Origin of the sequence: Streptomyces sp. NPDC006261, from assembly GCF_040613515.1 — a bacterium.
Classification (GTDB): Bacteria; Actinomycetota; Actinomycetes; order Streptomycetales; family Streptomycetaceae; genus Streptomyces.
The window spans coordinates 1-19,911 of record NZ_JBEXSI010000026.1; the positions used below are offsets into that span (position 1 = coordinate 1).

19 protein-coding genes and 1 pseudogene are annotated in these 19,911 nt (G+C 73.1%); 7 read left to right on the forward strand and 13 right to left on the reverse strand.

The genetic code is table 11. The annotated features are described in order from the left end of the window. The 4 genes and pseudogenes from ABZ154_RS18530 to ABZ154_RS18545 form a co-directional block, all read left to right on the forward strand. Positions 1–181 (forward strand): annotated as a pseudogene (locus ABZ154_RS18530) (MarR family transcriptional regulator); the annotation flags it as partial. An 88-nt stretch (positions 182–269) separates the two neighbouring features. Continuing rightward, positions 270–647 (forward strand): hypothetical protein, encoded by a 378-nt coding sequence (locus tag ABZ154_RS18535; RefSeq protein WP_356833856.1) that lies wholly within the window; start codon positions 270–272, stop codon positions 645–647. Between the two features lie 54 nt (positions 648–701). Continuing rightward, positions 702–1,100 carry a DUF4440 domain-containing protein gene (locus ABZ154_RS18540; RefSeq protein ID WP_356833858.1) on the forward strand — a complete coding sequence of 133 codons (399 nt, stop codon included), beginning with the start codon at positions 702–704 and terminating at the stop codon, positions 1,098–1,100. A 169-nt stretch (positions 1,101–1,269) separates the two neighbouring features. Then, positions 1,270–1,716: a hypothetical protein gene (locus tag ABZ154_RS18545; protein ID WP_356833860.1), complete on the forward strand. Its 447-nt coding sequence runs from the start codon at positions 1,270–1,272 to the stop codon at positions 1,714–1,716. Positions 1,717–1,849: 133 nt separating this feature from the next. Here the strand turns inward: ABZ154_RS18545 and ABZ154_RS18550 are convergent, their stop codons facing one another. From ABZ154_RS18550 to ABZ154_RS18590, 9 genes are all read right to left on the reverse strand, one after another. Further along, positions 1,850–2,212, reverse strand: a complete 363-nt coding sequence (locus tag ABZ154_RS18550; protein WP_356833862.1) for a hypothetical protein — start codon at positions 2,210–2,212, stop codon at positions 1,850–1,852. Positions 2,213–2,221: 9 nt separating this feature from the next. Further along, positions 2,222–2,827 (reverse strand): TetR/AcrR family transcriptional regulator, encoded by a 606-nt coding sequence (locus tag ABZ154_RS18555; protein ID WP_356833864.1) that lies wholly within the window; start codon positions 2,825–2,827, stop codon positions 2,222–2,224. Next, the gene (locus ABZ154_RS18560) at positions 2,815–3,549 is read right to left on the reverse strand and encodes an enoyl-CoA hydratase family protein (protein ID WP_356833866.1); all 735 of its coding nucleotides are present in this window, start codon (positions 3,547–3,549) and stop codon (positions 2,815–2,817) included. Before ABZ154_RS18560 ends, ABZ154_RS18555 begins: the two co-directional genes overlap by 13 nt. Beyond that, a complete protein-coding gene (locus ABZ154_RS18565) occupies positions 3,546–5,129 on the reverse strand; it encodes a 4-coumarate--CoA ligase family protein (RefSeq protein WP_356833868.1) in 1,584 nt (527 codons plus the stop codon). The genes ABZ154_RS18560 and ABZ154_RS18565 overlap by 4 nt, the downstream gene beginning before the upstream one ends. 199 nt (positions 5,130–5,328) lie before the next feature. Further along, on the reverse strand, positions 5,329–6,489 hold the full coding sequence (locus ABZ154_RS18570; RefSeq protein ID WP_356833870.1) for an acyl-CoA dehydrogenase: 1,161 nt from the start codon (positions 6,487–6,489) through the stop codon (positions 5,329–5,331). Then, positions 6,486–8,474: a biotin carboxylase N-terminal domain-containing protein gene (locus tag ABZ154_RS18575; protein ID WP_356833872.1), complete on the reverse strand. Its 1,989-nt coding sequence runs from the start codon at positions 8,472–8,474 to the stop codon at positions 6,486–6,488. Before ABZ154_RS18575 ends, ABZ154_RS18570 begins: the two co-directional genes overlap by 4 nt. A 45-nt stretch (positions 8,475–8,519) precedes the next feature. Next, on the reverse strand, positions 8,520–10,127 hold the full coding sequence (locus ABZ154_RS18580; protein ID WP_356833874.1) for a carboxyl transferase domain-containing protein: 1,608 nt from the start codon (positions 10,125–10,127) through the stop codon (positions 8,520–8,522). Next, positions 10,124–11,872 (reverse strand): acyclic terpene utilization AtuA family protein, encoded by a 1,749-nt coding sequence (locus tag ABZ154_RS18585; RefSeq protein ID WP_356833876.1) that lies wholly within the window; start codon positions 11,870–11,872, stop codon positions 10,124–10,126. Before ABZ154_RS18585 ends, ABZ154_RS18580 begins: the two co-directional genes overlap by 4 nt. After that, positions 11,869–12,675 (reverse strand): TIGR03084 family metal-binding protein, encoded by an 807-nt coding sequence (locus ABZ154_RS18590; protein ID WP_356833878.1) that lies wholly within the window; start codon positions 12,673–12,675, stop codon positions 11,869–11,871. The genes ABZ154_RS18585 and ABZ154_RS18590 overlap by 4 nt, the downstream gene beginning before the upstream one ends. A gap of 316 nt (positions 12,676–12,991) precedes the next feature. Between ABZ154_RS18590 and ABZ154_RS18595 the strand changes: the two genes are divergently transcribed. Continuing rightward, the gene (locus tag ABZ154_RS18595; RefSeq protein ID WP_356833880.1) at positions 12,992–13,345 is read left to right on the forward strand and encodes a VapC toxin family PIN domain ribonuclease; all 354 of its coding nucleotides are present in this window, start codon (positions 12,992–12,994) and stop codon (positions 13,343–13,345) included. 19 nt (positions 13,346–13,364) lie between these two features. Here ABZ154_RS18595 and ABZ154_RS18600 read toward each other — a convergent pair whose 3' ends face one another. Then, on the reverse strand, positions 13,365–14,363 hold the full coding sequence (locus tag ABZ154_RS18600; RefSeq protein ID WP_356833882.1) for an EamA family transporter: 999 nt from the start codon (positions 14,361–14,363) through the stop codon (positions 13,365–13,367). A 118-nt stretch (positions 14,364–14,481) separates the two neighbouring features. Between ABZ154_RS18600 and ABZ154_RS18605 the strand changes: the two genes are divergently transcribed. After that, positions 14,482–15,414, forward strand: coding sequence for a LysR family transcriptional regulator (locus ABZ154_RS18605; RefSeq protein WP_356833885.1), 933 nt, complete (start codon positions 14,482–14,484; stop codon positions 15,412–15,414). A gap of 24 nt (positions 15,415–15,438) precedes the next feature. Here ABZ154_RS18605 and ABZ154_RS18610 read toward each other — a convergent pair whose 3' ends face one another. Further along, entirely contained in the window at positions 15,439–15,834 is a 396-nt protein-coding gene (locus ABZ154_RS18610; RefSeq protein ID WP_356833887.1) for a hypothetical protein, read from the reverse strand. A gap of 128 nt (positions 15,835–15,962) precedes the next feature. Here ABZ154_RS18610 and ABZ154_RS18615 point away from each other — a divergent pair, with 128 nt between their 5' ends. Continuing rightward, positions 15,963–16,142: a hypothetical protein gene (locus ABZ154_RS18615; protein WP_356833889.1), complete on the forward strand. Its 180-nt coding sequence runs from the start codon at positions 15,963–15,965 to the stop codon at positions 16,140–16,142. Positions 16,143–16,399: 257 nt separating this feature from the next. Here ABZ154_RS18615 and cpt read toward each other — a convergent pair whose 3' ends face one another. Further along, positions 16,400–16,933: a chloramphenicol phosphotransferase CPT gene (cpt, locus tag ABZ154_RS18620; RefSeq protein WP_356833891.1), complete on the reverse strand. Its 534-nt coding sequence runs from the start codon at positions 16,931–16,933 to the stop codon at positions 16,400–16,402. A gap of 42 nt (positions 16,934–16,975) precedes the next feature. Then, positions 16,976–19,828 (reverse strand): FAD-binding and (Fe-S)-binding domain-containing protein, encoded by a 2,853-nt coding sequence (locus ABZ154_RS18625; RefSeq protein ID WP_356833893.1) that lies wholly within the window; start codon positions 19,826–19,828, stop codon positions 16,976–16,978. Positions 19,829–19,911: the final 83 nt, after the last annotated feature.

Genomic DNA, 19,911 nt, shown 5'->3' on the forward strand with positions numbered 1-19,911 from the left:
CCGCCGCATCCTCATGGAATGCACCGACTGCGGACGCCCCGGCCCGCCACAAGCCCTCCCCGACGGCCTCTGCCACACCTGCCGCACAACCCACCGCCCCGACAGCAGGGAGACCCCGATCGACCCCGCCGACATCAAGGCGCGCATGACCAACCTCCGCGGCCTACTCAAAACCGTCTGAGGCCGGTGGCCGACGGATCAGCTCACGCCTCTCCGCCAGCCGACAGAAGCCACTAGCAGTGTGCTTGCGGCGGGACTCAAATGCTTGTATGGCCACCATTCACCTCCGCGAGGTGCCGGACGAGACGTTGACGACCTTGAAGATCCGGGCTGCCCGATCAGGGCAGTCCTTGCAGGCCTACCTCCTGCAGCTTCTCGTCGGCGAAGCGGCCTTGCTGACCCCGGAGGAAGCGGCCGAGCAGGCTCCACGAGCGCGGAGGTGTCGAGAACCTGCACCTTCACGAACGCGCCTCACGTATCTCGGCCAGGAGTTCCTCGTGGGTTCGGACACCCTCGCCGAGCGGGTGCGGAACCACACTGCTGGGAACGGGTTCACCGCCGCGCACGCCCGCGCCGCTGGGCGCCGAACTCGTGACAGCGGACCGGAAGTTCGCTGGAGCCCCCGGTCTTCGCTGCACGGTGACTGACCTGCGGGGCGATCAAGGATCTCTCTGAAGGCTTTCATTCGACAGAATGACGGGATGAACGAACAGGCGACCGATGTCGGCGCGGCTATCGTGGGCGAGTTGCAGCTGCTGGACCCCGACGTGCGTGTGTCACGGTCACTCGCCGAGCGGCTGCTCGACCCGGAGTTCATCGAGGTCGGAGCTTCGGGACGACGGTGGACGTACGAGGAGATGCTCGCCGCGCTTCCTGAGATGAGCGGCGCAGACGCGGACGGTCCGCGCATTGAGCCGTCCGGCATGGCCGGAGTCGTACTGGCTCCCGGCCTGGTGCATCTGACCTACGAGACCGTCTTCGGCGGTAGCCGGGCCCGCCGGAGCTCGCTGTGGCGCAGGAAACACGGCGAGACGGCGTGGCGCATGTACTACCACCAGGCGACGCCTGTCCCGGCTGGTGAGGGACAGCATGGGTTCTGACATGCACAGCTTCCAGCGTGTTCGCAGCCCTGGGCGATCCGGCATCGCGGAGAAACGACCGTCTCGGCGGGGAAACGAGCAGCTCAAGAGGACTTTCTCTCTCCGCTCGTCTTCACCGACATCGGGCTCGCCCACTCGGCGCTCCCCGGCACGGTGGCGAGGGGCTGACATGCGCAAGGTGTTCCTCTCCCTGGTGACAGTTGCCGCTCTGGCCGGGTGCACGTTCGGGCAGAGCAAAATGTGCACCCTCAGCGACATGGACTCGGAGGTCTCCGTCATCTGGCGGCCGGCCGACTTCGAGGACACCGGGGGAGCGATGATCCGGGTCTGCGTGGACGGCTCGTGCGAGGAGCGCACGTCCGGCGACCCGTCCGATCCGATCGGACGGGTGTCGGTGCGGCTTCCGCAGGACATCGGGGCCGAGAAGCTGCCGGTCGAGCTGACCGTGACTCCGGTGAAGGGGGGCAGCCCGGTCAAGGACACCGAGCAGGCCCAGCTGACCGAGGAACATCCCAACGGCAAGGGCTGCGAACCCGTGGCCTGGGTCGCCTCCTTCCGCGCCGACCCGGACAAGGGACTGGTCTCCCCGGCGGGCTTCTCCCTTCAGGGGGATTAGCGGCACGCATGCCGTTCTTCAGGGGCCCGTCCGAGGTGGCGGCGCCCGCAGGCCCAGACGGTCGTGCGGGTCCGCGATCTCCGTCAGGTGTGCGGCCAGCAAGCGGCCCGCCACCGGGAGGATTCGTCGGCGTTCAGGATTCCGGCGCCCAGGAGGCCGCGGGCCTGTCTGCTCTTTTCGGCCGCGTCCTGGCCGTCCGTCTGGGTGGGGCGGGGTACATGTCCCGGCCGTCGTCCGCCTCACCCTCCCGGACCCCGTTGCCGCTGCGGACGACCTGGAAGACCGCCCAGTACGGCGTTCCGCGTCCGTCCAGCAGCTCCACCGTGACCCCGCCGTCCATGGCGCTCGCCAGCAGTCCGGCCGAGCCGTCCCGGTCCAGGACGCGTAGCAGGCGCTGCACGTTGTCGTTGCGGTCCCGCAGCTGCTGGCCCGGCTGCTTGGCGGCGACGGCGTCACCGGGGACGACCCGTACACCGGCAGGTCCGCGCCGGCCCACGGGCAAGGCTCACCCCAGCCCCTCCTCCACCAGCGCCGCCCACTGCGCCACGACCCGCGCGCGCCGGGCGGTGTCGTCGGTGAGGAGGTTGGCGAGGCCCAGGCCGCGGGCCATGTCCAGCAGGCCCTGGACCGTTTCGCGGGCGCCGGGGCGGCATTCGTCGGCACCCAGGAGCTCGACGGCGATGCGGTGGGTCTCGCGGCCCACCCGCGCCTCCAGCTCCGTCACGCGCGGGCGCAGCTGGTCCTCGTTGGAGGCGGCGACCCAGAGCTGGAGCGCAGCCCGGAACAAGGGGCCCGTGTACAGGTCCACCAGGGCCGCGACCACCTCCGCGCGGCCCTGCACGGGGAGCGCGCGCAGAGCGGCCGAGCGCTCCTCGGCCACGTACTCCACCGCCCCCGTGAACAGGTCCTCGCGGGTCGGGAAGTGGTGCTGGGCAGCGCCCCGCGAGACCCCGGCCCGCTCGGCGACGACCGAGACGGTGGAGCCCGCCCAGCCGTGTTCGGCGAGGCAGGCCACCGCCGCCTCCAGGAGCCGCTGCCGGGTCGCCCGGCTGCGGTCCTGCTTGGGCGCGTGAGCAGATTTCGCAACGCTGGAAGGTGTCACCGCACCCATGCCGGGTCCCGTCGTTCAAGGAAGGCCGTCATCCCCTCCCGGGCCTCCTCGGAGGCGAACAGCGCGGCGGAGCGGGCGATGAGGTCTTCGGCGTACTGGTCGAAGCTCCTCAGCACCGTAGCCGTGACCAGCTCCTTCGATGCGGCCAGCCCCTGCGGTGACGCCCGGCGCAGACCGTCCAGGACCGGGACGAGGGCCTTGTCCACGTCCTCGGCGGCCACCGTGACCAGGCCGGTCCGCGCCGCCTCCGCCGCGTCGAACCGCTCCCCCGTGAGGTAGTAGCGGTTCGCCGCCGTACGGTCCATGCGCGGCAGCAGCGTCAGGGAGATGACCGCCGGGGCCAGCCCCAGCCGCGATTCCGTGAGCGCGAAGGACGACGCCTCGCCCGCCACCGCGATGTCGCACGCCGCCAGCAGGCCGAGACCCCCGGCCCGGACGTGCCCGTCGACCCGCGCCACCACCGGCTTCGGCAGCGCCACGATGTCCCGCATCAGGCCCACGAACGCCGCCGGGTCCGGCGGTGCCTTCACATCCGCCCCGGCGCAGAACGTCGTCCCCGTGTGGGTCAGCACCACCGCCCGTACGGTGTCGTCGGCGGCGCAGGCCGCCAGCGCCTCCCGCACCTGGCCCACCAGCGCGGCCGAGAGCGCGTTGCGGTTCGCCGGGGAGTCCAGCGTCAGGGTCGCGATGCCCCGTTCCCGGGATGTGGCGATCAGGGTCACTTGTCCTCCGTCTTCTCCCGGTCGCGCAGCTCGCGCCGGAGGATCTTGCCGGACGCCGCCCGGGGTACGGCCCCGATGAACTCGGCCTGCCGCACCTTCTTGTACGGGGAGACCCGCTCGGCGACGTACGCCATCACCTCGTCGGTGGTGAGGCCGTCCGCCGCCGGGCCCCGGACCAGGAACGCCTTCGGGACCTCGTTGCCCTCGGCGTCGTACACCCCGATCACCGCCGCGTCCGCCACCTGGTCATGGGTCAGCAGCAGGGCCTCCAGCTCGGCCGGGGCGACCTGGTACCCCTTGTACTTGATCAGCTCCTTGACCCGGTCGACGACGTACAGCCAGCCGTCCTCGTCGGTCCGGCCGACGTCCCCCGTGTGCACCCAGCCGTCCGCGTCGATCATGTCGGCGGTGGCGTCGGGACGGCCCAGGTAGCCCTTCATCACCTGGGGGCCCCGGATCAGGATTTCGCCGTCCGCCCCCGGCTCCGCGTCCTGCGTCGGGTCTCCCAGGGACACGATCCGCATCTCCGTGTTCGGCAGCAGCTTGCCCACCGTGCCCGGCGGCGGCTCCTCCACGGAGAGCGGCACCACATGCGTACCGGGCGACAGCTCCGTCATCCCGTACGCCTGCCGCACCGGCGGCAGCCCCAGCCGGGCCGAACAGGCAGCGGCCAGTTCGGCGTCCAGCGGGGCGGCGGCGCTGACGATGTACCGGAGCGACGACAGGTCGTACTCCCCCACCAGCGGGTGCTTCGCCAGCGCCAGCACGATCGGCGGGGCCACGTACAGACCGGTGATGCGGTGCGTCTGGATGGCCTCCAGGAACTGCGCCAGGTCGAAGCGGGGGAGGACGACGACGGTCGAGCCGCAGCGCAGGGGCGCGTTCATGAGCGCCGTAAGCCCGTAGATATGAAAAAACGGCAGTACCGCCAGAATACGGTCGCCCTCCCCCATCGGGATGAACGGTCTCAGCTGCTCCAGGTTCGTCCCGATCGACCGGTGCGTCAGCATCACGCCCTTGGGCGTGCCCGTCGTTCCGGAGCTGTACGGGAGCGCCGCCACATCCTCGCCGGGGTCGATGGCGACGGCCGGCTCGGGGGCGGTGGAGGAGAGCATGTCCAGGATGGAGGTGTGGCCCTCCGCCTGGTCGCAGACGTAGATCTCCTGGACGCCGCCGGTCAGTTCGGCCGCCCGGCGGGCCGTCTCCAGGAGCGGGGAGACGGTCACGATCCACTTCGCCCCGCTGTCGGCCAGCTGCTTGGCGAACTCCTCGGCCGTCGCCAGCGGGTGGACCGTCGTGACGGAGGCGCCGGCGCGTGTGGCCCCGTAGAAGACGGCCGGGTAGGCGATGGTGTTCGGGCTGTGCAGGGCGAGCACGTCGCCCTTCCTGAGCCCCGCGTCGGCGAGCGCGGCGGCGATGCGGCGGTGGAAGCCGTCGAGCTGGGTGTACGTGAGGGACATGCCGTTCGTCCCGTCGATCAGGGCGGTCGTGTCACCGAACTCCGCAGCCCCGCCGAGGACCGCTTCGTGGATGGGCACGTCGAGGGCCGGTACGTCTGCGTACTCACTGCGGAACACCATGGCGGTCAACCCCTGTCGTCGCGGTGGCCCGCGCCGCCGGGAGGCGGCGTGGGACGCCGTGCGGGTGTGGAGAGTCAGAATCGCCCCTGGGGGCGGGGAAGGGGGAGAGGTCGGACGGCGGGAAACCCCGACGCCCGGCCCAGGGCCTGTCCAGGGCCTGTCCAGGGCCTGTCCGGGGCCTGATCCGCCGAACACTCCCCTAGTACGACTTCGGCAGGCCCAGCGACTGGTGCGAGACGTAGTTCAGGATCATCTCCCGGCTGACCGGCGCGATCCGGGCCACCCGGGACGCGGTGATCAGGGAGGCGAGCCCGTACTCGCGGGTCAGGCCGTTGCCGCCCAGGGTGTGGACCGCCTGGTCGACCGCCTTCACGCAGGCCTCGCCGGCCGCGTACTTCGCCATGTTCGCCGCCTCGCCCGCGCCGGTGTCGTCGCCGTCGTCGTAGAGCCGGGCGGCCTTCTGCATCATCAGGCGTGACAGTTCCAGGTCGATGTGCGCGGTGGCGAGCGGGTGCGCGATGGCCTGGTGGGAGCCGATCGGGGCCTTCCAGACCTGGCGCGTACGGGCGTACTCGACGGCCCTGCCGAGTGCGAACCGGCCCATCCCGATCCCGAAGGCGGCCGTCATGATCCGCTCGGGGTTCAGCCCGGCGAAGAGCTGGAGCAGCCCCGCGTCCTCGTCGCCGACCAGGGCGTCCGCGGGCAGCCGTACATCGTCCAGGACCAGCTCGAACTGCTTTTCGGGGGCGTGGAGTTCCATGTCGATCCGGTTCCGCCCGAAACCCTCCGCATCGCGGGGGACGATGAACAGGCAGGGCTTCAGCTTCCCCGACCGGGCGTCCTCGGTGCGCCCCACGATCAGGGTCGCGTCGGCTATGTCGACGCCCGACACGAAGACCTTGCGGCCGGTCAGGACCCAGTCGGCGCCGTCCCGGCGGGCGGTGGTGGTGATCCGGTGGGAGTTGGACCCGGCGTCCGGTTCGGTGATCCCGAAGGCCATGGTGAGGGTGCCGTCGGCGAGGCCCGGCAGCCACTTCTGTTTCTGTTCGTCCGTGCCGAAGCGGGCGATGACCGTGCCGCAGATCGCGGGCGACACGATCATCATGAGGAGGGGCGAGCCGGCCGCCCCCAGCTCCTCCAGCACGATGGAGAGTTCAGCCATGCCACCGCCTCCGCCGCCGTACTCCTCGGGGAGGTTCACCCCGAGGTAGCCGAGCTTGGCGGCCTCCGCCCACAGCTCGTGGGTGTGGGAGCCCTCGCGGATGACGGTGGTCATGTAGTCGCGCCCGTATCGCTTTCCGAGGGCGGCGACGGCGGCGCGCAGTGCCTGGTGCTCTTCGGTCTCGAGGACGGTGCTCATGCGTTCTCCTCCGGTACGGATACGGGGTCGCGGCCCAGGTCCTCCTGGACCACGGCGAGCAGGGCGCCCACCTCGACCTGGCGGCCGGGGGCGGCGTGCAGGGCGGTGAGGGTGCCGGAGGCGGGGGCGAGGATGCGGTGCTCCATCTTCATCGCCTCCAGCCAGATCAGCGGCTGCCCGGCCTCCACCGCGACCCCCGGCGCCAGGCCCCCCGCGAGGCGGACGACGGTGCCGGGCATGGGGGCGAGGAGGGAGCCGGGGTCGGTCTGCGTCGCGGGGTCGGTGAAGCGGGGCAGGGCGGTGAAGGTGTACGAGGCTCCGGCGGTGTCCACGTGCACCCGGTCGCGGTCGCGTGCCAGGGCGAAGTGGCGTGTCAGGCCGTCGAGTTCGAGGGTCACGCGGTCGGGGGTGGCGGCGAGGACCCGGACGCCGGGGGCGTCGTACGGTTCCGGGGTGCCGATGCGCGGGGTGCGGTAGGCGATCTCGTGCTCGGCGCCGTCCGGTTCGCTGCGGTAGCGCTTGAGCTGGGGCTGCGAGGGGACGTTGCGCCAGGCGCCGAAGCGGGTGGGGGCGGTGGCGGTGGGCGCGGTGGTGGCGCGTACGGCTTCCGCCAGGGCGGCGGCGAGGGCGGCGGTGGCGGGGTCACCGGCTCCCGGGGCGGTGAGGTCCGCCAGGTACCGGTCGTAGAAGCCGGTGTCCAGCCGGGCCGCGGCGAAGTCCGGGTGGCGCAGCGACCGTACGAGCAACGCGCGGTTGGTGACCGGGCCGTGGATGCGGGCGCGTTCCAGGGCTCCGGCCAGCAGGCGTACCGCTTCCGGGCGCGTCGGGGCGTGGGCGATGACCTTGGCGAGCATCGGGTCGTAGTGGACGCCGATGGTGTCGCCGCCGGTGTACCCGGTGTCCAGGCGCAGGCCGGGCGCGTCCGGCACCTCCAGCGTGAGCAGAGCTCCGGTCTGTGGCTGCCAGTCGCGCGCGGGGTCCTCGGCGTAGAGCCGGGCTTCCACCGCGTGACCCGACGCCACGGGGAGCTCCGGGTCCAGCGGCTCCCCCTCCGCCACCCGCAGTTGGAGCGCGACCAGGTCCACCCCGAACACGGCTTCCGTCACGGGGTGTTCGACCTGGAGGCGGGTGTTCATCTCCAGGAAGTACGGCTGCCCCTCCGCCGAGACCAGGAACTCCACCGTCCCCGCGCCCCGGTAGCCGACCGCCCGCGCGGCCGCCACCGCCGCGTCGTGCAGCCGGGTGCGCAGTGCCTCGTCCAGGCCGGGCGCCGGGGCCTCCTCGATGACCTTCTGGTGGCGGCGCTGGAGCGAGCAGTCCCGGGTCCCGAGCGCCCACACGGTGTCGTACGCGTCCGCCATGACCTGCACCTCGACGTGCCGGCCCCGCTCCACGTACGGCTCGGCGAACACCTCCCCGTCCCCGAAGGCGGACGCGGCCTCGGCGGCGGCCGCCAGCAACTCCGCGGGAAGCGCGCCGAGTTCGCGGACGATGCGCATTCCGCGGCCGCCCCCGCCCGAGGCCGCCTTCAGCAACAGCGGCAGATCGTCTTCCGTGGCCGTCGCCGGGTCCACGGGGGCCAGCAACGGCACCCCGGCCCCGCCCATCAGCTCCTTGGCACGGGTCTTGGACGCCATCAGCTCGATGGCCTTGACCGGCGGGCCCACCCACGCAAGACCCGCGTCCCGCACGGCGGCGGCGAAGGCGGCGTTCTCCGAGAGGAAGCCGTAGCCGGGGTGCACGGCGTCCGCCCCGGCGGCCAGGGCTGCGGCCACGACGAGGTCGCCCCGCAGATAGGTGTCGGCGGGGGCGGAGCCCGGCAGGCGTACGGCGAGATCGGCCTCCCGTACGTGAAGGGCGTCGGCGTCCGCGTCGGAGTGCACGGCGACCGTGGTGATGCCCAGGTCCCGGCAGGTGCGGAAGATCCGGCAGGCGATCTCGCCCCGGTTGGCGACGAGCAGGGAGTGGATCACGTCTCTCCTCATGAGCGGGTCACATCCGGAAGGTTCCTCGGGGGCCTCACGTGCGGGTCACATCCGGAAGACGCCGAAGCCGCCACGGACGCCCTCGACCGGTGCGGTGTGGATCGCGGACAGGCACATCCCGAGGACGGTCCGGGTGTCGCGCGGGTCGATGACCCCGTCGTCGTAGAGCCGCCCGGACAGGAACATCGGCAGCGACTCCGCCTCGATCTGCTGCTCCACCATGGCGCGCAGCCCGGCGTCCGCCTCGTCGTCGTACGGCATCCCCTTCGCGGCGGCCGACGCACGGGCCACGATGGAGAGGACGCCCGCGAGCTGCTGCGGTCCCATGACGGCGGACTTGCTGCTCGGCCAGGCGAAGAGGAAGCGCGGGTCGTAGGCGCGCCCGCACATCCCGTAGTGCCCGGCCCCGTACGAGGCGCCCATCAGGACCGAGAGGTGCGGCACCTTCGAGTTCGCGACCGCGTTGATCATCATCGCGCCGTGCTTGATGATGCCGCCCTGCTCGTACTCCTTGCCGACCATGTAGCCGGTGGTGTTGTGCAGGAAGAGGAGCGGAATGTCGCGCTGGTTGGCCAGTTGGATGAACTGGGCGGCCTTCTGCGACTCCTCGCTGAAGAGGACCCCCTGCGCGTTGGCGAGGATCCCGACCGGATACCCGTGCAGCCGCGCCCACCCCGTGACCAGACTCGTCCCGTAGAGCGGCTTGAACGCGTCGAAGTCCGAGCCGTCGACCAGCCGGGCGATGACCTCGCGCGGGTCGAACGGCACCTTCAGGTCGCCCGGCACGATCCCGAGCAGCTCGTCCTCGTCGTACTTCGGCGGCTCGGCGGGCCCCGGATCGGCGTGCGCCTTGCGCCAGTTGAAGCGGGCGACGATGCGCCGGGCCTGGCGGATCGCGTCCTGCTCGTCGACGGCGAAGTGGTCGGCGAGACCCGACGTACGGGCGTGCATCTCGGCCCCGCCGAGGGACTCGTCGTCGCTCTCCTCGCCGGTCGCCATCTTCACCAGGGGCGGCCCGCCGAGGAAGACCTTGGACCGTTCCCGGATCATCACGGCGTGGTCCGACATGCCGGGGACGTACGCGCCTCCGGCGGTCGAGTTGCCGAACACGACGGCCACGGTGGGGATTCCGGCTGCCGAGAGCCGCGTGATGTCCCGGAAGAGCGCCCCGCCCGGGATGAAGATCTCCTTCTGCGACGGCAGGTCGGCGCCGCCCGACTCCACCAGGCTGATGGCGGGCAGCCGGTTGGCGAAGGCGATCTCGTTGGCGCGCAGGGCCTTCTTCAGCGTCCAGGGGTTCGATGCCCCGCCGCGTACGGTCGGGTCGTTGGCGGTGATCAGGCACTCGACGCCCTCCACCACGCCGATCCCGGTGATGAGCGAGGCCCCGACGGTGTACTCGGGGGAGGCACTGCCCCAGGCCGCCAGCGGCGACAGCTCCAGGAACGGGGTGTCGGGGTCGACCAGCAGCTCGATCCGCTCCCGCGCGGGAAGCTTGCCGCGCTTGCGGTGGCGGGTCACGTACTTCTCGCCGCCGCCCGCGAGCGCCTTGGCGTGCTCGGTCTCCAGCTCGGCGAGCTTCTCGAGCATGGTGGCCCGATGGGTGGCGTATTCGGGGCTGTTGATGTCGAGTCCGGTGGGCAGGACGGTCATGCGGTCACCTCCGGGGTCGGGCCGTGGTCGGGCTCCAGCAGGGCTACGGGGACGGGCAGCCACCGCGACCGCAGCCACTCCCCCACCGCCTTGGCCTGGGGGTCGAACCGGGCCTGCGCGGCGACGCCCTCCCCCAGGAGGCCGTGCACGGTGAAGTTCAGGGCGCGCAGGTTGGGCAGGACATGGCGCATGACGGTCAGTCCGGCGGTCTCGGGGAGGAGTTCCCGGAACCGTTCGACGGTGAGCTCGTGGGCCAGCCACCGCCAGGCGTCGTCGTCGCGCACCCAGACGCCCACGTTGGCGTCGCCGCCCTTGTCACCGCTGCGGGCGCCCGCGAGGAGCCCGAGGGGGGCGCGGCGGGTGGGTCCGGAGGGGTAGGGCGCGGGGAGCGGCGGTTCGTCGACTGCCGTCAGCTCCTGGGTAAGGGACGGCGGTCCTGCGACCTCCCGGCCCCCGTCCGGCAGCACGGCGGTGTGCTCGACCTCCCCCGCCGGTACGTAGGCCGCCTCGAACACTCCGTAGGGCGCGCCCTTTCCGGGCGGGGCGGTGACGTGGAAGCCCGGATAGCTGCCGAGGGCCAGCTCGACGGCTGCTCCGGAGACGGTCCGGCCCACCGCGTCGGCGTCCTGGTCGCGGACGACGAGCCGGAGCAGGGCGCCGGCCCGCTCCTCGGTGTCGGCGTCGGGGTGATCGGTACGGGCCAGCTCCCAGCGCACCTCGGCCGGCGGGCGCGCACCGCCGCGCTCCAGGGCATCGGCGAACTGCTCCTTCACCAGGCGGGCCTTGGCCTCGATGTCCAGACCCGTGAGGACGAACACGACCTCGTTGCGCCAGCCGCCGAGCCGGGTGAGCCCGGCCTTGAGGGTGGGGGGCGGGGCCTCGCCGCGTACCCCGTCGACGCGGACCCGGTCCGGGCCGTCGGGGGTGAGCCGTACGGTGTCGAGGCGGGCGGTGACGTCGGGGCCCGCGTACCGGGCTCCGCCTGTCTCGTAGAGGAGTTGTGCGGTGACCGTGCCGACGTCGACGACGCCCCCCGTACCGTCGTGCTTGGTGATCACGGACGAGCCGTCGGCGTGGATCTCGGCGAGGGGGAAGCCGGGGCGGCGCACATCGTGCTCCCCGAAGAAGGCGTAGTTCCCGCCGGTCGCCTGCGTACCGCACTCCAGCACGTGCCCGGCGACCACGGCTCCCGCCAGCGCGTCCAGGTCGTCCGGCCCCCAGCCGAAACGGGCGGCGGCCGGGCCGGTGACGAGGGCCGCGTCGGTGACCCGGCCCGTGACGACGATGTCGGCCCCGGCCCTCAGGCAGGCGGCGATCCCGGCGCCGCCGAGGTAGGCGTTGGCGGTGAGGAAGCCGTCGGGCACGGGCAGGCTGTCGCCCTCGACGTGGGCGACGGTGACCGGGACGCCGACCCTGGCCGCCAACTTCCGTACGGCGTCCGCGAGCCCGCCGGGGTTGAGCCCGCCCGCGTTGGTGACGATCTTCACTCCGCGCTCGTGGGCGAGGCCGAGCCCTTCTTCGAGCTGGCGCAGGAAGGTGGTGGCGTACCCCTTCTCCGGGTCCTTGAGGCGGCTGCGGCCGAGGATGAGCATGGTCAGCTCGGCGAGGTAGTCGCCGGTGAGGACGTCGAGGGGGCCGCCGGTGAGCATCTCGCGTACGGCGTCGAAGCGGTCGCCGTAGAAGCCGGAGGCGTTGCCGATGCGGAGGGGGGCGGTGGCGGGGGCGGGCACGGCGGTGGCGTTCACCGGCGGCCGTCCCGCTCCGCGCGGGGCAGGCGGCCCGGTCCGGGTGGTCCGGCGAACGCCTGGGCGATGGAGAGCCACTGGTCGGCGTCGCGGCCCTCGGCGGTGACCGCGAGGTCGGACCGGTGGGCGCGCCGGGTGACCAGGAGGCAGAAGTCGAGCAGCGGGCCGGTGACGCGCTGGGCGGCTCCCTCGGGTCCATATGCGATCAACGCACCGTCGGGCGAGACCAGTTCGATGCGGAAGTCATCGACGGGCGCCGTGATGCCGCGTACCGCGTAGGCGTAGTTCCGGGCCCGCACCCCGATCCGCGCGACGTGCCGCAGCCGGGCGGTGGGGGTCCGGGTGACCCCGAGGGCGTCGGCGATGTCCTGGCCGTGGGCCCAGGTCTCCATGAGCCGGGCGGTCGCCATGGACGCGACGCTCATCGGCGGCCCGTACCAGGGGATCCGGGTTCCGGCGGGGGCGCCCCGCAGCACCTTGTCCAGCCGCCGCCGCCCGTCCCGCCACCGTGCGAGCAGTGCGTCCGGGGGGTGGGCGGCGACCAGGGCCTCGGCAGCCTCGTCTACGAAGGCCTCGGGGGCGGTGAGCGCCTTCGCCACCTCGTCACCGAACCGGTCCGGCTCGGTGGCCGCCAGCAGCGCGACCTCGTCGGTCCAGGCCAGGTGGGCGATCTGGTGGGCGACGGTCCAGCCCTCGGCGGGGGTCGGGCCGCGCCACCGGCCCGGCTCCAACGTGGCTACCAGCGCGTCGAGTTCGTCGCTCTCCTCGCGCAGATCGTCGACCACCGCTGCGACATCGGACACGTGCGCTCCCCTCGGGACCGGGTGTGGTGCCCAGGAGCATGGCAGCGGACCAGGAAACAATCAAGCGCGCTTGCATGGTTTTCTGTCCGGCGGCTGTCGGTGCCCGTCGCCGACGCCCGACCGATGCCCGACCCCGCTGCTGATCTCCGCCGCTGACTGCCGAACCCCACGTTGTGGAACCGCGCTCCGACGGCGACCGGCTCGTCCTGGAGGGGCGCCACGGCGCGGGGCCCGTCCGCTACGCGTTCCCCGGTACGGCCACACCCCCGGGCCCGCCGCACGCGCTCTCCCTGGACGAGGCCCCGCATGCCCGCATATGGCCGGCCGGCACCGAGCCATCTCGCCCTTGGTCGTCACCGAGCTGGATCACCTGGTCCACCGCGACCTGGGGTTCCCGGCGGCGATGCAGGTGGTGGAGGCGCTGAACTCCCGCATGGACTACGGCCAGTACCGTCTCGCCGAGCTCAAGCCCGCCGACCTGCGTACCGCTCAGGAAGTCCGGCGGAAGTACGAGGGCCTGCGGCTCGACCTGGCCGACGCAGTCGGGGTGGTTCTCGCCGACCGCTGTCGGACCGACCGCATCTTCACCCTGGACCGGCGCGACTTCCGGGCCATGGCCCCCCTGACGCCGGGGCTGGACGCCTTCCGGATCCTGCCCGCCGACAGCTGAGGCCCGGCCCCCGCCCCCCTCACCCCTTCTTCCGCGCCCCCGGCTGACGCGCCCCCGTCTGACTGCGTACCGCGCCCATGCTCGCCCCGATGACCAGCGCGATGGCCAGGGCGTCCGTCGTGGACAGGGCCTGATTGAGGATGAGGAAGCCCGCTGTGGCCGCGATCGCCGGTTCCAGGCTCATCATCACCGCGAACGTGGAGGCGGGCAGGCGGCGCAGGGCCATGAGTTCCAGGGTGTACGGGAGCACCGAGCTGAGCACCGCCACCGCCGCGCCGAGCGCCAGCGTGGACGGGACCGTGAGCTTCGCGCCGGACTCCCAGATGCCGAGCGGCAGCGAGAGGACCGCCGCCACCACCATCGCCAGGGCCAGCCCGTCAGCCTGCGGGAAGCGGCGGCCGGTGCGGGCGCTGAACACGATGTACGCCGCCCACATCGCCCCGGCCCCCAGCGCGTACGCCACACCCACCGGGTCCAGGCGGTCGAAGCCCCCGCCGCCCAGCAGGACCACACCGACCAGGGCGAGCCCTGCCCACAGGACGTTGATCAGGCGGCGCGAGGCGAAGACGGAGAGCGCGAGCGGGCCGAGCACCTCCAGGGTGACGGCGATGCCGAGCGGGATACGGTCCAGCGCCTGGTAGAACAGCGTGTTCATGCCGCCCATCGCCACGCCGAAGGCGACCACCGTGCCCCAGTCCGCGCGCGAGTGGCCGCGCAGCTTCGGCCGGCACACCACCAGCAGGATCAGCGCGGCCGCCGCCAGCCGCAGCGTGACGACGCCCAGCGCCCCCGCCTTCGGCATCAGCAGCGCCGCGACGGCCGAGCCGAACTGGACGGACAGGCCACCCGCGATCACCAGCACGATCGGCACCAGCGCCGTTCCACGCCCAGGGCCAGGGCCGGGGCCGGAGCCGGGGCCGGACCCCGGCCCGTGGTCGGCGGCGTCCAGAGCGGGCACCGCCTCGGGTACGGAGACGGCTGCGGCGGCCGGCTCCGCGGCACTGCGCTGGACGTTCACGAGCGGCCTTCCCAGGGGTGCGGAACAACGCGCCGCGCACGCGGCGGCCAGGCTCCACGTTAGGGATCCGCGCACGTCCCGTGAAATGAGTTCTGGGCTCCCGTTATGCTCCGGACGCATGAGCAACCCGGAAGGCACGGAAACCGCAGGCGAACCAGGGCACCCGACACGCCCGGCACGCCCCGCCCCCACCCGTGCCGTCGAGCTCCGTCACCTCCGGGCCTTCCTCGCCGTCGCCGACGAGGGCAACGTCACCCGGGCCGCCGCGCACCTCGGCCTCACCCAGCCCGCCGTCTCCCGCACCCTCGCCGCCCTGGAGCGCCACCTGGGCATCCGGCTCGTCGACCGCTCCACCCACCACCTCGCCCTCACCCCCGAGGGCGTCGCCTTCCGCGACAAGGCCGCCGCAGCGGTCGCCGCCTTCGACGAGGCGCTCGACCCCGGGCGGCTGCGCCACTGGCCCCTGCGGCTCGGGCACGCCTGGTCGGCCTTCGGCCCGTACACCACACCGCTCCTGCGGAGCTGGCAGGAGCGGTATCCGGCCACCCCGCTGGAGCTGCTGCGGATCGACGACCGCACTGCCGGGCTCACCCGGGGCGAGGTCGACGCGGCGTTGCTGCGGGGGCCGGTGGAGGCGCCGGGGCTCGTCACCGAGGTGCTGTTCACGGAGGCCCGGGTGGCGGCGGTGACCGCGGACGGCCCGCTCGCCTCCCGTACGTCGCTGCGCCTCGCCGACCTCGCGGGCGGCCCCGTGGTCGTGAACACCGTCTCCGGCACCACGACTCCCGGGCTGTGGCCGCCGGAGGCCCGGCCCGACGCCACGCTCACCGTCGCCAACACCGACGACTGGCTGACCGCCATCGCCGCCGGACGCGGCAACGGCGTCTCGGCCGCCTCCACGGCCGCCATGCACCCGCACCCGGGCGTCGCCTACGTACCGCTCGACGACGCACCGGGCGTCCCGGTCCTCCTCGCCCGCCGCGACGGCCCGGGCCACCCGGCCCTGCCGAAGCTGGCCGCGCTGGCCCGGGAGATCGTCGCGCGGGGGTGAAGCCGGGGCCCGGCCACGTACGAGCTACTCCAGGACCTCCGGCAGCCTCAGCCGGATCGGGCCGCAGCCGAGGCGTTCGGCGTCGGCTTCGACGTACTTCGGCAGCAGTGCGCGGACCAGATCGGCCCCCTGCCCCTTCACGCTGCTGACCGCGTTCATCCGCTCGATCACGAACGCCACCTGACCGGTCTGGCACTGCGCCAGGTACACCCCGCGCGTCACATTGATCGAGCCGAACCCCTCGGGGCCGCCCTTCGCACGGTCCAGCCGCGTGCCGCCGTAGTCCGCCTCGTCGGCGAAGACCTGGGCCAGCGTGGGATCGACGACCGTGGTCAGCAGCAGGGCCCCCGGCGGGCGGGCGACCGTGCCGGCGCCGAGCAGTACGCCGACGAGCCCGGCCGCGGTGACGGCCCGGGCCACCCGGCAGCATCGCCCGGTCGTTCGCGACGAGCCCGTCGAGCCCGTTCGGCAGCGCCGAGGCCGAGCCGCTGAAGCAGCGGTCGATCCACTCGCGCCGCTTGTCCGGGGCCTCGGGCACGGGTCCGCAGGTGAGCGTCGGCCGGTCGTGGAAGCCGACCGGCCGGGCGGAGGAGCTGGTGGACTGGGCAGAGGAACCGTCGGAACCCGAGGACGCCACCGAGACCGTGCAGGTCGCCGTCTTTCCGTCGGAGCCGGGAGCACCCGGTTCTGCGGACGTCCGCTCGGAGTTCGAGTGGCGGAGCATGTAGTCACCGAGGAAGCGCGGACCGCTGTCCTGCTCCCAGGCGCCCCAGCGGTAGCGTTCCTTGAAGGACTGGCTGTCCGTCGCCCAGAGCGCGACGCCGGGTATGAACACGCTCCGGCCAGGACCGCGCCGAGGACCACCCACCTCCTCCGCCGCTTTCCACCGTCGTCCATACGTTCCCCCTTGCGAACCGCGACGATCACCGCAAAGGCGTCGATGCCAGCGCGCGGCCCTTCACGCTCTGCCGCTCACCTAACATGCTCACCTCACATGCCCGGCGATCGTCCGCGCGCAGACCAGCGATTCGGTACGGGTCGTGTCGACCTCCAGGTCGTAGACCACGCCCCGGTGGACGAGCTCCGCCTGCGCCGCGGCCATCCCCGCGACCCGGTCGCCCCGGGCGGTCTCCCGGCCCGCCGCGACCTCGCTCTCGCAGCGGACGCCGACCCACAGCACCCCCAGGCCTTCCAGCCGTTCACGCCACCGCCGCTGGCCCGCCGCCCCGCTCAGGAACACCTCGTCGACGATGACCCGGGCGCCCGCGCGGGCCATCGCGGCGACCCCCTCGGTCCAGGCGTCCTCCAGCTCCCGGAACTCCGGCCCGACGCTCACCCCGCCGTCCGGGCCGAACGCGATCCCGGCGTCCGAGGCCTGGAGGGCGGCGGGCATCGCGTCGACCATCGTGTCGGTCCCCAGCGCGAGCCAGGAGTCCGGCAGTACGGCCTGCAGACACCGGACGATCCCGGACTTGCCGGAGCTGGAACCGCCGTTGAGCACGATCACTCGAGTCTTCACGCGCGTCACCGTACAAGCGTCCACAGGCGCGGGAAACACATTTCAGCGGCCTCCCTCCCTCTCGTGCACCAGCCCCTCCGCGATCGCCTCCGCCAGGTGCCGTGCCCGCCGCCCGGCCAGCTGATCCAGCTGCGTACGGCAGGAGAACCCGTCCGCCAGCAGTTCCGTGCCGGGCCCCGACGCCCTCACCGCAGGCAGAAGTTTCTCCTCCGCACACGCGACGGACACCTCCCAGTGCCCCTTCTCGAAGCCGAAGTTCCCGGCCAAGCCGCAGCACCCGCCGCTCAGCTCACCCGTCAGCCCCATCCGCTCCCGCAGCCGCCGCTCCGCCGCGTCCCCGAGGACCGCGTGCTGGTGGCAGTGGGTCTGGCCGGCGGCCGGGCGGTTCAGCCGGGGCGGGGTCCAGTCGGGCGCGTACTCCTCCAGGTACTGGGCCAAGGTGCGCACGGAGGCGGCCAGTTCGGCGGCGCGCGGGTCGTCGGGGAGGAGTTCGGGCAGGTCGGTACGGAGGGTGGCGGCGCAGCTCGGTTCGAGGACGACGAGCGGGTGGCCGGGGAGCAGGCCGACCCGGTCCAGGGTCCGGCGCATCACCGCGCGGGCCCGGTCCAGCTGCCCGGTCGACACGTACGTGAGGCCGCAGCACACCCCGCTCGGCGGCGGCAGCACCGTACGCCCCGCCGCCTCCTCCAGCACCCGGACCGCCGCCCGGCCCACCTGCGGGGACAGGTACTCGGTGAAGGTGTCCGCCCAGACGTGCACCACCCGGCTGGACGAGGCGATGTGCGTCCCCTCGCCCTGGTGCCCGCGCAGCCATCGGCTGTACGTCTGAGTCGCCAGCTTCGGGATCGTCCGCTCGGGCGCGATCCCCGCCAGCCGTTTCACCGTCGCGGCGAGGGGGCGGATGCGGGCCAGGGCGTTGAGGAGCCGGGCGAAGGGACGCGCCAGGCGCAGCCAGTGCGGGAGGCGGCCCAGTGCGTAGTGGGCGGCGGGGCGGAGCCGGCCCCGGTAGTGGTGGTGCAGGAACTCCGCCTTGTACGTGGCCATGTCGACGCCGACCGGGCAGTCGCTGCGGCACCCCTTGCAGGAGAGGCAGAGGTCGAGCGCGTCCCGTACCTCCGTGCTCCGCCAGCCGTCCGTGATCACCTCGCCCGCGAGCATCTCGTGCAGCAGCCGCGCCCTTCCCCGCGTCGAGTGCGCCTCCTCACCGGTCACCCGGAAGGACGGGCACATCACGCCCGCGCCCGGGGCCGTCTCCGTACGGCACTTGGCGACGCCGACGCACCGCCGCACCGCCCCCGTGAAGTCGCCGCCGTCCTGCGGGTATCCGAACTCCACGTCCACCGGGCGCTTCGGCAGGACGTCGAAGCGGAGGTTCACGTCAAGGGGCGCCGGGCGGGTGAGCATGCCGGGGTTCAGGCCGCCCGCGGGGTCCCACAGGTCCTTGTACCGGCCGAAGAGGCCGACGAGTTCGGACCCGTACATCCGGGGCAGCAGCTCCGCGCGCGCCTGCCCGTCGCCGTGCTCGCCGCTGAGGGAGCCGCCGTGCGCGACGACGAGGTCCGCCAGCTCCTCGGAGAAGGAGCGGAACCTCGACACACCCGCCGATGTCAGGAGGTCGAAGTCGATGCGTACGTGGATGCAGCCGTCGCCGAAGTGGCCGTACGGCGTTCCGCGCAGGCCGTGCTGGGCGAGCAGGGCCCGGAAGTCGCGGAGGTAGGGGCCGAGCCGGGCCGGCGGCACCGCGCAGTCCTCCCAGCCGGGCCAGGCCTCGGTGCCGTCGGGCATCCGGGTCGCGGTCCCGGAGGCGTCCTCGCGGATGCGCCACAGGGCCCGCTGCCCGGCGGGGTCGGTCACGACGGTCCCGTCCACCGCGTCGGCCGCCCGCAGGATGCGCTCGGCGTGCGCCCGCGCCTCGGCCGGGGTGGCGCCGCCCGTCTCCACGAAGAGCCAGGCGGCCCCGCGCGGCAGCCCGGCCGGTTCGCGTACGAGGTCGGCGGCCATGCCCTCGGCGGTGAGCGGGCGGTACGGGAGGAGGCCCGGAGCCGCCTCGGCCGCCGCGGACTCGTCGGCGTACCCGAGGACGGCCAGGGCGCGGGCGCGCGGGGCCTCGACCAGACGGACGGTCGCCTCGGTGACCACGGCGAGGGTGCCTTCGCTGCCGCAGAACGCCCGTACGGGGTCGGGGCCGCCGGGGTGTTCGGGGAGCAGGGCGTCTAGCGCGTAGCCGGAGATGCGGCGCGGGAGGTCGGGGTAGCCGGTGCGGAGGAGGGCGAGGTGGGCGTCGATCAGTTGGCGTACACCGTGGGGGCCCACGGCGCTCCTCTGCTCCAGCCGCAGCGCCTCACCCCCGTACCGGACCACCGAAAGACCCCGCACGTTGTCCGCCGTGGCGCCCCAGGCCACCGAGTGCGAGCCGCAGGAGTTGTTGCCGATCATGCCGCCGAGGGTGCAGCGGCTGTGCGTGGACGGGTCCGGGCCGAAGGTGAGGCCGTGCGGGGCGGCGGCGGCCCGCAGGTCGTCCAGGATGACGCCGGGCTGGACGACGGCGGTGCGGGCGGCCGGGTCCAGGGCGAGGATCGAGCGCAGGTGGCGGGTGAGGTCCAGGACGAGGCCGGTCCCGGTGGCCTGTCCCGCGATGGACGTGCCGCCGCCGCGCGGAACGACGGGGACTTCGAACTCCTGGCAGACCGTCAGTGCCGCCGCGACGTCGTCGGCGTCGCGCGGGGCGAGGACCCCGAGGGGGACGCGGCGGTAGTTGGAGGCGTCCATCGTCATCAGGGCCCGGGCGGTGGGGCCGAAGTCGGCCTCGCCGCGCACGGCGGAGCGGAGCGCGGCGGCGAACCCGTCAGGGGCCTCGGAGGTCGGGCGACGGTGCGGGCGATGCTGTTCGGCCATGGCTTCAGCATGCCGTCGGTACAGATGAACTCTTGGGATGCGGACGGATAAAAACCCGCAAGCCGCACAAAAAAGCCCACAAG

What these genes read in the sequence shown, in the direction of transcription:
- ABZ154_RS18535 (WP_356833856.1), top strand. Translation starts at nt 270, where the DNA reads ATGGCCACCATTCACCTCCGCGAGGTGCCGGACGAGACGTTGACGACC.
- ABZ154_RS18595 (WP_356833880.1), top strand. Translation starts at nt 12,992, where the DNA reads ATGGCCGGCCGGCACCGAGCCATCTCGCCCTTGGTCGTCACCGAGCTG.
- ABZ154_RS18540 (WP_356833858.1), top strand. Translation starts at nt 702, where the DNA reads ATGAACGAACAGGCGACCGATGTCGGCGCGGCTATCGTGGGCGAGTTG.
- ABZ154_RS18575 (WP_356833872.1), bottom strand. Translation starts at nt 8,474, where the DNA reads ATGAGGAGAGACGTGATCCACTCCCTGCTCGTCGCCAACCGGGGCGAG.
- ABZ154_RS18555 (WP_356833864.1), bottom strand. Translation starts at nt 2,827, where the DNA reads ATGGGTGCGGTGACACCTTCCAGCGTTGCGAAATCTGCTCACGCGCCC.
- ABZ154_RS18625 (WP_356833893.1), bottom strand. Translation starts at nt 19,828, where the DNA reads ATGGCCGAACAGCATCGCCCGCACCGTCGCCCGACCTCCGAGGCCCCT.
- ABZ154_RS18605 (WP_356833885.1), top strand. Translation starts at nt 14,482, where the DNA reads ATGAGCAACCCGGAAGGCACGGAAACCGCAGGCGAACCAGGGCACCCG.
- ABZ154_RS18565 (WP_356833868.1), bottom strand. Translation starts at nt 5,129, where the DNA reads ATGGTGTTCCGCAGTGAGTACGCAGACGTACCGGCCCTCGACGTGCCC.
- ABZ154_RS18545 (WP_356833860.1), top strand. Translation starts at nt 1,270, where the DNA reads ATGCGCAAGGTGTTCCTCTCCCTGGTGACAGTTGCCGCTCTGGCCGGG.
- ABZ154_RS18580 (WP_356833874.1), bottom strand. Translation starts at nt 10,127, where the DNA reads ATGACCGTCCTGCCCACCGGACTCGACATCAACAGCCCCGAATACGCC.
- ABZ154_RS18570 (WP_356833870.1), bottom strand. Translation starts at nt 6,489, where the DNA reads ATGAGCACCGTCCTCGAGACCGAAGAGCACCAGGCACTGCGCGCCGCC.